The sequence below is a fragment of the Streptomyces sp. HP-A2021 genome (genome assembly GCF_022807935.1).
Taxonomy (GTDB): Bacteria; Actinomycetota; Actinomycetes; order Streptomycetales; family Streptomycetaceae; genus Streptomyces; species Streptomyces afghaniensis.
This window is the reverse complement of record NZ_CP094344.1, coordinates 8,455,366-8,467,066: the sequence shown is the minus strand read 5'-3', so window position 1 is coordinate 8,467,066 and position 11,701 is coordinate 8,455,366. Positions and strand designations below refer to the sequence as shown.

Annotated in this window: 11 protein-coding genes; 6 read left to right on the top strand and 5 right to left on the bottom strand. The window is 72.9% G+C overall.

Features of this window, described 5'->3' with window-relative positions; genetic code table 11:
* The first annotated feature begins 31 nt into the window (after positions 1-31).
* A complete protein-coding gene (locus tag MQE23_RS38255) occupies positions 32-916 on the top strand; it encodes a helix-turn-helix transcriptional regulator (protein ID WP_243381521.1) in 885 nt (294 codons plus the stop codon).
* Here MQE23_RS38255 and MQE23_RS38250 read toward each other — a convergent pair.
* Together MQE23_RS38250 and MQE23_RS38245 are read right to left on the bottom strand one after the other, a co-directional pair.
* On the bottom strand, positions 913-1,779 hold the full coding sequence (locus tag MQE23_RS38250; protein ID WP_037667958.1) for a GNAT family N-acetyltransferase: 867 nt from the start codon (positions 1,777-1,779) through the stop codon (positions 913-915). The genes MQE23_RS38255 and MQE23_RS38250 overlap by 4 nt on opposite strands.
* Before the next feature lie 149 nt (positions 1,780-1,928).
* Positions 1,929-2,513: an XRE family transcriptional regulator gene (locus tag MQE23_RS38245; RefSeq protein ID WP_243381520.1), complete on the bottom strand. Its 585-nt coding sequence runs from the start codon at positions 2,511-2,513 to the stop codon at positions 1,929-1,931.
* 118 nt (positions 2,514-2,631) lie between these two features.
* Between MQE23_RS38245 and MQE23_RS38240 the strand changes: the two genes are divergently transcribed.
* Both MQE23_RS38240 and MQE23_RS38235 read left to right on the top strand, forming a co-directional pair.
* Positions 2,632-3,468 (top strand): EamA family transporter, encoded by an 837-nt coding sequence (locus tag MQE23_RS38240; protein ID WP_020271230.1) that lies wholly within the window; start codon positions 2,632-2,634, stop codon positions 3,466-3,468.
* Positions 3,469-3,549: 81 nt separating this feature from the next.
* Positions 3,550-4,257, top strand: a complete 708-nt coding sequence (locus MQE23_RS38235) for a phenylalanine--tRNA ligase beta subunit-related protein (protein WP_243381519.1) — start codon at positions 3,550-3,552, stop codon at positions 4,255-4,257.
* A gap of 58 nt (positions 4,258-4,315) precedes the next feature.
* Here the strand turns inward: MQE23_RS38235 and MQE23_RS38230 are convergent, their stop codons facing one another.
* Positions 4,316-4,984 (bottom strand): TetR/AcrR family transcriptional regulator, encoded by a 669-nt coding sequence (locus tag MQE23_RS38230; RefSeq protein ID WP_243381518.1) that lies wholly within the window; start codon positions 4,982-4,984, stop codon positions 4,316-4,318.
* A 127-nt stretch (positions 4,985-5,111) separates the two neighbouring features.
* Between MQE23_RS38230 and MQE23_RS38225 the strand changes: the two genes are divergently transcribed.
* Positions 5,112-6,323: a cytochrome P450 gene (locus tag MQE23_RS38225; protein ID WP_020271227.1), complete on the top strand. Its 1,212-nt coding sequence runs from the start codon at positions 5,112-5,114 to the stop codon at positions 6,321-6,323.
* 20 nt (positions 6,324-6,343) lie between these two features.
* On the opposite strand, the gene MQE23_RS38220 is transcribed toward MQE23_RS38225, so the two are convergent.
* Positions 6,344-8,059: an IlvD/Edd family dehydratase gene (locus tag MQE23_RS38220; RefSeq protein WP_243381517.1), complete on the bottom strand. Its 1,716-nt coding sequence runs from the start codon at positions 8,057-8,059 to the stop codon at positions 6,344-6,346.
* 102 nt (positions 8,060-8,161) lie between these two features.
* On the opposite strand from MQE23_RS38220, the gene MQE23_RS38215 reads away from it, so the two are divergent.
* Positions 8,162-9,169, top strand: coding sequence for an alcohol dehydrogenase catalytic domain-containing protein (locus MQE23_RS38215; RefSeq protein ID WP_243381516.1), 1,008 nt, complete (start codon positions 8,162-8,164; stop codon positions 9,167-9,169).
* Between the two features lie 14 nt (positions 9,170-9,183).
* Here MQE23_RS38215 and MQE23_RS38210 read toward each other — a convergent pair whose 3' ends face one another.
* Positions 9,184-10,923 carry a SpoIIE family protein phosphatase gene (locus tag MQE23_RS38210; RefSeq protein WP_037671565.1) on the bottom strand — a complete coding sequence of 580 codons (1,740 nt, stop codon included), beginning with the start codon at positions 10,921-10,923 and terminating at the stop codon, positions 9,184-9,186.
* A gap of 237 nt (positions 10,924-11,160) precedes the next feature.
* On the opposite strand from MQE23_RS38210, the gene MQE23_RS38205 reads away from it, so the two are divergent.
* Entirely contained in the window at positions 11,161-11,661 is a 501-nt protein-coding gene (locus MQE23_RS38205; RefSeq protein WP_243381515.1) for an ATP-binding protein, read from the top strand.
* The last annotated feature ends 40 nt before the right edge of the window (positions 11,662-11,701 follow it).

Genomic DNA, 11,701 nt, shown 5'->3' with positions numbered 1-11,701 from the left:
TGATGTGCCGCCGCGCGGCGAGAATGGCCCCATGGCTCCCTCCCGATCCGGCTTCCCCGGACTCCTGCGCGCCTGGCGCGACCGCCTCTCCCCGGCGGACGCCGGCTTCACCGTGACGGACGGCCGCCGTGCCCTGGGTCTGCGCCGCGAGGAACTGGCGCAACTGGCCGGGCTTTCCGTCGACTACGTGCTGCGCCTGGAACAGGGACGCGCGAAGAACCCCTCGTCCCAGGTCGTCGGCGCTCTCGCCCGGGCCCTTCAGCTCTCCCGCACCGAGCGTGACCAGCTGTACCGCGGCGCCGGGCTCCTGCCGCCGCAGGACGGGACGGTCAGCACCCACGTGCCCGCGGGCGTCCAACGGCTCGCCGTTCGCCTCGGCGACGTTCCGATCGGCGTGTTCACCGCCGACTGGACCCTGGTGTGGTGGAACACCATGTGGAGCGCCCTGCACGGGGACCCGGCCGTTCTCCCGACCGCCGAACGCAACCTCGCCCGTGCACTCTTCGGCGACGGCGCCGCACGCGCCTCGATGCTCCCCGTACGGTCCGAGCGTGGACCGGACGCCCTCGCGGCGTCGATCGTCGCCGACCTCAAGGACGCCGCCTCCCGCTACCCCGCTGACGCCCAGCTCGATCGTCTCGTGCGGGAACTGCGGGAAACATCCGACGCCTTCGCTCACCAGTGGGCCACCCCTACGGCCGCCGCGCAGCACACGACCGACCGCAAGACGATCCGGCATCCGCGGATCGGCGACATCCTGCTCGACTGCGACGTCCTCATCGTCCCCGGCGCCGACCTGCGCATGGTCACCTACACGGCGGCGGCCGGAAGCAGCGGCGCGGGGAAACTGGACCTTCTTCGCGTCACAGGCGGCAGTCAGGCCCGAGTGAACAACGCCCCGGGTCAATACACCTAGGAGGTCCGGTGCCGGTCCCGGACCTCGGGGAGGCGTTGGAAGCCGGCTGACGTGTAGGTGGCGACGGCGCCGGAGTTGGAGCTCGGGGTGCAGACGAGTGCGCTCGACGAGCCCAGCTCCTGGAGTGCGGCCGCCGCGGCGACGGTGATCGCCCCGCCGTGGCCGAGACGGCGATGGTCCCGGTGCACGCCCATCGGTTCGAGCAACCCGGGCTTACCCGGACCGGCCGACCACACCGTCACCGCCGCCACGCCGTTGCCCTGGTCGTCGTACGCGACCAGACACCGGGCGTCGGCGTACGGCGAACCGGCCGCCATCGCGTGCCAGCGCTCGTGCGTGAACCTCGACCCCTCGAACGCCGCCCGATGCACGGCGGCGAACACGTGCGCCTGTTCCGGCCCGACCACCTCGATCCGCACGTCCGGGTCCCCCACCGGCTCCGTGAGGTCACGGCGCAGCGGCGTCCAGGGCTCGTCGACGTCCCAGCCGTCCTCGGACAGCAGATCCTGGACCAGTGCGCCCATCGGCGCCTCGATGTTCGCCTCCCCCGCGGGCAGCACGCCGTGCTCCGGCCCGGTCACGTCGTCGACCAGCCGCTGCGCCAGCTCCTCGTCCCGCCAAGCGTCCGGCGCGATCGTCAGCCGCAGCAGCCCGGGACCGTCCAGCAGCCCGACGGCGAGGATCCGTCCGTCCCGCCTCCACGTCCTGACCGCCTCGGCGGTCGCCTCCGCACCCGACCGCCAGAACCATCCGAGGTCCCCCGGATGCAGTTGCATCGGCGCCCCGTCGTACTGCCAGTCCCGCAGCACGCCCACGGCCTCGCTCAGCCCGTCGACTCCCGGCTTGCCCAACACGATCGCCATGCCCCCGATCACACACCACCGCACCGACGGTCCGCACCCGGTTTCCGACGGGTCCGTCCACGTCGATGCGGGGGCGGGTGGTGCGTCACCGGTCCTGCGACAGGGAGACGAGTTCCGCGAAGAGTCCTCCGGCGTTCGCCGGGTCCTCGTCAGCTCGCCGGGGCCGGGCCCGGCGGCAGATGGACCGTCATGATCAGGTGGCAGGCCTCGGTGCCCGAGCCGCGATAGGTGTGCGGGGTGTCGCCGTCGAACGTGGCGGTCTGGCCCGCCTCGACGATGTGCTCGGTGCCGTCGACGATCAGGGTCATCCGGCCGGAGGTGACGCTGACGGTTTCCACGACGCCGCCCTGGTGGGGGTGACTGGGGTACTCCTCACCCGGTTCCAGCCGCCAGCGCCAGACCTCGACCGGCGCCGGCCCCGACGTCGTCAGCATCAGCCGGGCCTCGCTGCCCCGCTCCCCGGTCCACAGGGGGGCCACGGCCTCGGCGGACACGACACGGACACGGCCTTCGGGCGATCCCTGCATCAGGGCGGACACCGAGATGCCGAGGGTGTCGGCCAGCCGGACCAGGGTGGCCAGGTTGGGGTTGCCCTGCGCTTTCTCCAGTCCCACCAGGGCGCCCTTGCTGACCTGGGCGCGCCGGCTGAGTTCCTCCAGCGTGAGGCCCGCGCGGATACGGGCCGCCCGGACGTTGTGCGCGACCGTCCGCAGGGCTGCGGCTGTCTCGGCCACCTGATCACCATCCTTGCCGGCTGGAACATTCGACTGCACCGTCCGGTCGTTTGGTTGACACAGGACGGTCGTTCTGTTGTACGTTCTGGTCGTTCCACTGAATGGTAAGGGATGTGCCGTGATCGCTCTGCTGCTGGCCCTGGGCAGCTCGCTCGCCTACGGATGCGCCGATTTCCTCGGCGGCCTCGGCGCCCGCAGGGCTCATGTGCTGCGCACCGTGATGATCGCTGCTCCGGCGAGCCTCGCGGTCGAGCTGTTGCTGTGGCCGGTGCTCGGAGCCTCGTTCAGCGCCGGCGCCCTCGGCTGGGGTGCCGCGTCCGGGGTCGCCTCCGCCGCCGCGTTCGCCCTGCTCTACCGCACGCTGGCGATCGGTCCGATGAACGTGCTGTCGCCCGTGACCGCCCTGGTGTCCGCCGCACTGCCCGTCGGTGTGGGCCTGGTCCAGGGCGAGCACCTGGCCGCCGCGGGGCTGCTGGGACTGCCGCTCGCGCTGGTGGCGGTCGTGCTGGTCAGTGCCGGGCACGGCGCGGGCACGGCGCGCCCCTCCCGTAGGGCGCTGCTGTCGGCCTTCGGCGCGGGCGCCGCCATCGCCCTCCAGCTGGTCTGCCTGCACCAGGCGCCGTCCGACAGCGGGGTCGCCCCGCTGATCGTCGGCCGGGCGGTCTCCTCGGCCGTCACCCTGGCCGCGGCGGGGCTGATGTACCGCAGGCTGGGCGCCGAGCGGCCCGCGTACGCCATGTCCGCCGCCGCGGGTGCGCTGGACTCCGTGGCGAACCTGCTGTTCCTGCTGGCCGCCCGCAGCGGGGATCTCGCCGTCGTCGCCGTGATCACCGCCCTCTACCCGGCCGGTACGGTCCTGCTCGCCCGCGGCGTGCTGGCCGAACGGATCCACCGGGGCCAGCTCGTCGGCCTCGGCACGGCCGCCGTCGCGGTCAGCCTCCTCGCCCTGACCTGAGCAGCCCCGGCCCTGAGCGGCCCCGCTCCCGTGCACCACCGAACCAAGGCCCGCCCCCGAGTCGAGAAACGGAAAACCGCCGTGCCCACCTTCCACCTCACCCCCGCCGTAGCGGAGGCGTTCCCCGACACCCTCATCGCCCTGGTCACCGCCACCGGCTTGCGCGGCCGCGAACCCTGGCCGCACACCGCCACCGCCCTGGAGGAACTCGAGCAGCAACTCGCCGACGGCACGTGGCAGCCCGCCGACGAGACCGACCCGCGTATCGAGGCCTGGCACACCGCCTACCGCTCGTTCGGCACCAACCCGCGCCGCATCCGCCCCAGCGTCGACGCGCTCGGCCGCCGCCTCGCCAAGAAGGGAACGCTGCCGCGTATCAACCCGGCGGTCGACTCCTACAACGCCGTCTCCGTCCGCCACGGCCTGCCCGCCGGCGCCTTCGACCTGGACCACGTCGCCGGGGACGTCGCCATCCGTCACGCCGACGGCAGCGAGTCCTTCACCCCGCTCGGCGAACCCGGCACCGTCGAGCACCCCAAGCCCGGCGAGGTCGTCTACGCGGACGCCACCGGCGTCCTGACGCGCCACTGGAACCACCGCGACGCCCACCGCACGCGAGTCACCGAGGACTCCGCGCACGTCGCCTTCGTCCTCGAAACGCTCCACGCCACCCGCGACGGCGACCTCCTCAAGGTCGCGGCGGAGGAGTTGCAGGGCCTGCTCGCCCCGCACACCGCGCGGACCGCCGTGCACTACCTCAGCCCGGCCGGGCCCCAGGCCACCGCCTGAGCTTCGGCACCACCGGGTACCACGGTCGGGGCCGGGTCGAGGCCAAGTGCACGGCTCCTCAGTCGGTGTCCGTGCCCGAGAGTCTCCTGGTGACGAGGCCGAGCGCGTGGGCGAGTTGTTCGCGGTGATCGTTCAGCACCTCGGGGGTGATGCCCCGGCCGGCCGTCACACGGGCGAACTCGTCGGCGGCGACCTTGAGCACGGCGTTCATGGTGGCGGCCTGCACGCGCACCTCGAACGCCTCGGGCGGCAAGCCCATGCGTGCGGCGAGCACTTCGGTGAACGTCTCTTCCGCGCGCTCCCGGAGCACGAGGTAGGCGGCGCGCAGCGCGGGTTCGTCATGGGTCATCCGGACCACGGCGAGAACCGCCTCGACGTCCTCACCGGATGACGAGTCCAGGACGGGCCGGTAGGCCGCGCGCAGGTGCTCGATCAGGCCGGCTCCGGGCGGCCAGGCGTGCAGGACCGTGCGGAAGGCGTCGAGCATCTTCGTGAGCAGCGGTTCGACGCAGCTCTCCTTGGTGGGGAAGTAGCGCCACAGCGTGCGCTCGGAGACCCCGGCGGCCCGCGCGATCTGCTCGCCGGAGGTGGCGGCCACGCCCTGCTGGGCGAACAGCCGGACCGCGTGGCGGGAGATGTCGAGGCGTTGCCGCCCGCGCTGCTCGTCGCTCACCGGCGGCCGGCCCCGGCGGGATGTACGAGCGCTGTCCACCCTGACGTCCTCCATCAGGCGATCTAAACACGCGTGCGACAGGGGCGACGACTGGCCGAAACTTTAATGACAGTTACTGCCAATAAACTGCTACGGTCGGGGCGGCTCGAAGATCGCATGCGGAGATCACAGGAGGAGCGCCATGAGCGTTGCCGCCGAGCGTCAGCAACTGCCCTTCCCGAGGCCCAACGTTCTCGACCTCGCGCCGCTGTACGACGTACTGCGCCGCGAGGCACCGGTCACGCCGGTCACCACACCGGCCGGTGACCCCGCCTGGCTGGTCACCCGCTTCGAGGAGGTGCGCGACCTGCTCGGCGACAAGCGACTCGGCCGCTCCCACCCCGAGCCGGACCGGGCTTCACGACTGACGTCCGCCGCGGTCCTGGACGGCCCCACGGGCAACTACGACACCGAGGAGGCCGACCACACCCGGATGCGCCGGCTGCTGACCCCGGCGTTCTCGGCCAAGCGGATGCGGATGCTCTCCGACCACGTCCAGCACCTGGTCGACACGTGCGTCGACCGGCTGATCACCGAGCACGCCGCCGCCCCCGACCGGGTCGTCGACCTCCACGCCGGGCTGGCCTTCCCGCTGCCGGTCGCGGTCATCTGCCGGCTGCTCGGAGTGCGCGAGAGCGACCGTGAGCTCTTCGCGTCGCTGTCGGAGCGCATGTCCAACTACGCCATCGGCGACGAAGCCCACCGTGCGCGGGACGAGTTCAACGCGTACATGACCAAACTCGCCGAGACCAAGCGCGCGCAGCCGGGCGAGGACGTGATCTCCGACCTCGTGCGCGCGCAGAGCACCGACGCGGACTACGACTACGCCGACATGATCCAGCTCTGCGTCGGGCTGCTGTTCGCCGGCCACGAGACCACGGTCAACCGCATCGGCCTGGGCACGCTCTTCCTGCTCACTCGTCCCGACCAGTGGCAGGCGCTGACCGCCGACCCCGACGGCCGGGTCGACGCCACCGTCGAGGAGATCATGCGCCTGGGCGCGCCCGGCGACCTCGGGCTGCTGCGGTACGCGCACACCGACGTCGACGTCGCCGGTGTCACCATCCGGCGCGGCGACGCCGTGATCCTTTCGGTCAACTCCGCCAACCGCGACGCCTCCGTCTACACGGACGCCGAGACCTTCGACCCCGACCGCCCCGAGCGCACGCACCTGGGTTTCGGCCACGGCGTGCACTTCTGCATCGGCGCGAGCCTGGCCCGGGTGGAGTTGCGCATCGTCTTCGCCACGCTGGCCCGCCGTCTGCCCGGGCTGCGGCTCGCCAAGGAGCTGGACGAGCTGGAGGTGCGCACCACCCTCACCGGTGGCGTCACGGAGCTGCCCGTGACGTGGTGAATCCCCGGGGTGATCCGGTGTCAGTGCGACTCACGGGACACCTCGGAGCCGCTGGAGCCGACGAGGAAGTCGAGGTCGGCTCCGGTGTCGGCCTGCAGGACGTGGTCGACGTAGAGGCGTTCCCAGCCGCGCCGGGGAGCGGCGAAGCCGGTGACGGTGGCCTTGGCGGGGGCCCTGCGGGCGAGTTCGGCGTCCGGCACGTCGACGTCGATGCGGCGTGCCTCGACGTCGAGGGCGATGAAGTCCCCGGTCCGTACGAGGGCGAGGGGCCCGCCGGCCGCCGCCTCGGGGGCCACGTGCAGGACGACCGTGCCGTAGGCGGTGCCGCTCATCCGGCCGTCGCAGACCCGGACCATGTCCCGGACGCCCTGAGCGAGGAGCTTCTTCGGCAGGGGCATGTTGGCGACCTCGGGCATGCCCGGATAGCCCTTGGGGCCGCAGCCGCGCAGCACCAGGACGGAGTCGGCGTCGACGTCGAGACCGGGGTCGTCGATCCGGGCGCGAAAGTCCTCGATGCTGTCGAAGACGACGGCCCGGCCCCGGTGCCGGAGCAGGTGCGGGGAGGCGGCGGCCGGTTTGACGAGCGCGCCGTCGGGTGCGAGGTTGCCGCGCAGGACGGCGATGCCGCCCTCGGCGACCAGCGGCCGGTCGCGGGTGCGGATGACCTCGCCGTCCCAGATCTCGGCGTCGTCGAGGCAGGCGGCGAGCGGTCTGCCGGTGACGGTCAGCGCGTCGGGGTCGAGCAGGTCGCGTACCTCGCGCAGCACGGCGAGCAGGCCGCCGGCGCGGTGGAAGTCCTCCATGAGGAAGCGGCCGGCCGGCTGGAGGTCCACCAGGACCGGCACGCGGGAGCCGATGCGGTCGAAGTCGTCGAGCGAGAGGTCGACGCCCAGCCGGCCCGCGACGGCCAGGAGATGGACGACGGCGTTGGTCGAGCCGCCGATGGCGGCCAGCGCGACGATCGCGTTGCGGAAGGACGCCTCGGTCAGGAACGTCGCGGGCCGCCGGCCGGCACCCACCATGTCCACCGCGAGCCGCCCGGTGTGGTGCGCGGCCTCCAGCAACCGGCTGTCGGGGGCGGGGGTCCCGGCCGTGCCGGGGACGACCGTGCCGAGCGCCTCCGCCACCAGCGCCATCGTCGAGGCCGTGCCCATCGTGTTGCAGTGGCCGCGGCTGCGGATCATCGCCGACTCGGAGCGGGTGAACTCCTCCTGGGAGAGCGTGCCCGCGCGGACCTCCTCCGACAGCTGCCACACACCGGTGCCGCAGCCCAGCAGACCGCCGCGGAAGGTGCCGTTGAGCATCGGTCCGCCGGGGACCACCACCGCCGGCAGGTCCACCGAGGCGGCGGCCATGAGCAGTGACGGGATCGTCTTGTCGCAGCCGCCGAGCAGGACGACGCCGTCGACGGGGTTGGCCCGCAGCATCTCCTCCGTGGCCATCGCCGCCATGTTCCGCCACAGCATGGCGGTGGGCCGCACCTGGGTCTCACCCAGCGACACCACCGGCAGGTCCAGCGGGATGCCGCCCGCCTCGTACACGCCGTTGCGCACCGAGGCCGCGACCTCGTTCAGATGCGCGTTGCAAGGAGTCAGGTCCGAGGCGGTGTTGGCGATGGCGATCTGCGGCCGGCCGGTGAACGCGTCGCCGGGCACGCCGCGCCGCATCCAGGCCCGGTGGATGTAGGCGTTGCGATCCTGTCCCTCGTACCACTGCGCGCTGCGGAGTCTCTCCATGGAGCCCTTCCAATGGACGGTACAGCGGTCTAGATTCCGGAACGTCATGAAGCATAGGCAGACGGTCGACCGCGCGAAACGCCCATCGTGCGCCGCCCTGTGATGCGCGCGTTCGTCCTGACCGGGCCCGGCGCGTACGAGGTCCAGGAGCTTCCGGCGCCGGTGGCCGGTCCCGGTGAGGTCGTCGTCGACGTCGAGCGGGCCGGTGTGTGCGGCACGGACGCGGAGTTCTTCACCGGCGCCATGGCCTACCTCCACCAAGGCCACTCCACCTACCCGATGCGGCCGGGCCACGAGTGGGCCGGGCGGGTGGCGGCGGTGGGTGACGGTGTCGATCCCGCCTGGCTCGGCCGCCGTGTCATGGGCGACACCATGCTCGGCTGCGGCTCCTGCCGCCGCTGCCGGCGCGGCCGCCGGCACGTGTGCGAGCAGCGTCGGGAGGTCGGCATCCGCGGGGGCCTGCCCGGCGCGCTGGCGGAACAACTCGCCGTTCCCGCCTCCTCGTTGCACGCCCTGCCCGACTCCGTCGACGCCGTGCTCGGCGCGCTCGTCGAGCCCGGCGGCAACGCCCTGCGCGCCGCCCGGGCCGCCGCGCCGGCGCCCGGGGACCGCGCCCTGGTCCTGGGCCCGGGCACGATCGGGCTGCTGGTGGCGATGTTCCTGCGCGCCTCCGGTGCCGAGGTGCACCTCATGGGCACCACCGAGAGCTCCCTCGCCTTCGCGCGCTCCCTGGGCTTCGAGCACGTATGGACGGAGGAGTCCGTGCCGGACGTGCCCTTCGACGCGGTGGTCGACGCCTCGAACGCCGCCTCGCTGCCGGATCTGGCCCTGGAGCTGGTCGAGCCAGGGGGCCGTCTCGTGTACATCGGGCTGGCCGGCGAACCGAGCAGGATCGACACCCGCACGCTCGTCCTCAAGGACGTGATCGCGACGGGTCTCCTGTCCGCCTCCCCCGGCCTCGACGCCACCATCCGGGCGTACGCCGCCGGGTCGGTCGACCCGAGGCCGCTGGTCGCCGCGACCGTGGGCCTCGACGAGGTGGGCCCCGTCCTCGCCGGCGAGCGCCCGGCCGGCTGCGGGCCCGGCCCCAAGATCCATGTCGAACCCTGAGGGCCGCCGTCGGGTCACCGACCGAGGGCCGGTGCCCTGAGGGCAGGTGTGCGCAGGGCCAGGAGGGCGACGTCGTCCTCGTTGTCGGCGGGGCGGACGCGGCGCAGCAGGTGGTCGGTGAAGGAAGAAAGGGGGCGGTGGGCGAGGGCGGCGGCGTGCCGGCGCAGCCGGTTCAGGCCCTCGTCGAGGCTGTGGCCGGGTGCTTCGATCAGGCCGTCGGTGTACAGCACGAGGGTGGATCCGGGCTCGAGCAGGGTCGCGGCGTCGGGGCGCGGGGTGCCGGCCCCGGCGCCCAGGACGATGCCGTGGCCGTCGGTGAGGTAGCGCGCCAGGCCCTCGCGGCTGATCAGCAGGGGCGGCGGGTGGCCCGCGTTGGTCCAGGACAGCTGCCACTGGCCGGCGTCGGCCGCCTCGATCCGGGCGAAGATCATCGTGGCCATGTCGACGTCCGTGATGTGCTGGAGCGCTTCGTCGAGCCGGGTGACGATCCGGCCGGGCAGTTCGTGCTGGGACCAGGCGTAGGCGCGGAGCATGTTGCGCACCTGGGCCATGCCGGCCGCCGCATCCAGGTCGTGCCCGACGACGTCCCCGACGGCCAGGGCGGTGGATCCGTCGGACATGGGGAAGGCGTCGTACCAGTCGCCACCGACCTGTGAGGCGTCGGGTGCGGGCAGGTAGCGGACGGTCATCTGCAGGCCCGGGACCCCCGGCATCTGGGGCAGCAGATGGTTCTGCATGGTCTCGGCGACCTTGCGCTGGCGCTGGTACAGACGGGCGTTGTCCAGGGCGAGGCCGGCCCGGCGTGCGATGTCCTCGACCAGCGGGAGGTCGGCGGGGGTGAAGGCGACCTGGTCCTCGGCCCGGCCGAGGGTCAGGGCTCCCAGAACCGCGCGGGTGCTGCGGATGGGCGCGATGGCCGCCGAGTGCATGCCCGTGGCGTCGAACAGCCGGCGTTGCTCGACCGCGAGGCCGGAATCCGGTTCGCGCTGGTAGGTGCCGGGCCCGGCCACGGTGGAGGCCACGCCGCGCAGGGCTCTGGACAGGGGCATCGGTGACGCCTCCGGGACGGGCGGCATCGGTCCCTGAAGGTCGTCCCGGCGCACCAGGGCGCCGCCTTCGGCGTGGACGACCGCGGTACGCCAGACTTCGTCGTGCTCGGTGATCAGGTCGACGATCACCCAGTCCGCCAGCCGGGGCACGACCAGGCTCACCAGGCGTTCCAACGCCTCGTCGACGTCGAGCGTGGAGGTCAGCCGCGTGGTGGCGTCGGCCAGCAGGGCCAGCCGTTCCAGTTCCCGCAACGGCCCGGCCGCCGGCTCCGGTCGCGGGTCGGTTTGCGCGGTGTGTTCGACGGTGTGGAAGACCACGAGCGTGCCGGCTCCCTCGTCCCCGATGTCGTACGGGGTGAGCAGCCAGGCTATGGGCAGCAGGGAACCGTCTCCGCGTGCGAAGTAGTCCTCCTCGCCCTGGGCGGTGCGCCCGGCGTGGAAGGCCTGCCGCATTCCGCACCGGGACGTGGGCAGCGGCTGCCCGTGGGCGTCCCGGTGCAGCAGGTCGTGCGCGTCGTGCCCGAGCAGGTCCTCGGCGGTGCGGGCGAGCAGCTCCCGGGCGCGGGTGTTGACCGCGAGGATGCGGCCCTCCTCGTCCACGACGTAGGCGCCGGTTCCGATGGCCTCCAGGCCTCGGGTCAGCGAGGTGTCGAGTACGGCCACGGGCTGTTGCGCGGCAGTCTCCGTACGGTCCGGCCCTGCCATGTCGTCGCCTCCCTGCTGATCGGCCGCCTCTGCCGGCTGTCGGCTCGTCCCCGGCGGGATGCCGTCCGGCGTTCCCCGTGTGCCCCGTGGCGGCGAAACCAGCCCCCGCGTGGCTGCTGCCGTTCGGTGCATTCTGAGAAGACCCGGAGGTTGCCCTGGTATGTGTGGTCCGCGCCCGGGTAAACGCAGGGCGACAGAGCAGCCCGACAGGGGCGAACACAACGAAAGAGCCTCCGTATGGTCCTCCCGCTTGGGAAGCAGGCGGCAGATCGGCCGGGCGCGGGCGAGCACGCCACGCTGCGTTTCGGCGCGGCCTGGGCGGACGGCGCGGCAAGCGCCGTCGACGCGCGTCTGGCGCTGCGCGCCTTCCTCGCCCACGGCCCGCACACCGCCCTCGCCCCGGTTCCGGCCTCTGCGGCCATGGATGCCGAACTCGTCGTCAGCGAACTGGTCACCAACGCCATCCGGCATGCTCCCGGGCCCTGCGAGCTGATCCTGCGGCTGTTCCGGGGAAGGCTGGCCATCACCGTGCGGGACACCTCGGCGGAGCAGCCCACGGTGCACAAGGGTGACCGGTTCCGCGTCGGCGGGCACGGACTGCGGCTGGTGCACACGGTCAGCGACCGGGTCGCCGTGGCACCCCGCGCCCGGGGAAAGCAGATCACGGCCTACCTGGGACTGGCCCGGAACGACCAGGTGAGCACCGGTTCCGGGAAGGCTGTGCTGGCCGCCGGCTGAGCTCGGCCCTCGACTCGGCCAGCGGTCGCGGTCCGAGGGC

Coding starts and splice junctions, on each gene's coding strand:
- MQE23_RS38255 (WP_243381521.1), top strand. CDS start 32: ATGGCTCCCTCCCGATCCGGCTTCCCCGGACTCCTGCGCGCCTGGCGC.
- MQE23_RS38250 (WP_037667958.1), bottom strand. CDS start 1,779: ATGGCGATCGTGTTGGGCAAGCCGGGAGTCGACGGGCTGAGCGAGGCC.
- MQE23_RS38230 (WP_243381518.1), bottom strand. CDS start 4,984: ATGGAGGACGTCAGGGTGGACAGCGCTCGTACATCCCGCCGGGGCCGG.
- MQE23_RS38225 (WP_020271227.1), top strand. CDS start 5,112: ATGAGCGTTGCCGCCGAGCGTCAGCAACTGCCCTTCCCGAGGCCCAAC.
- MQE23_RS38220 (WP_243381517.1), bottom strand. CDS start 8,059: ATGGAGAGACTCCGCAGCGCGCAGTGGTACGAGGGACAGGATCGCAAC.
- MQE23_RS38215 (WP_243381516.1), top strand. CDS start 8,162: ATGCGCGCGTTCGTCCTGACCGGGCCCGGCGCGTACGAGGTCCAGGAG.
- MQE23_RS38210 (WP_037671565.1), bottom strand. CDS start 10,923: ATGGCAGGGCCGGACCGTACGGAGACTGCCGCGCAACAGCCCGTGGCC.
- MQE23_RS38205 (WP_243381515.1), top strand. CDS start 11,161: ATGGTCCTCCCGCTTGGGAAGCAGGCGGCAGATCGGCCGGGCGCGGGC.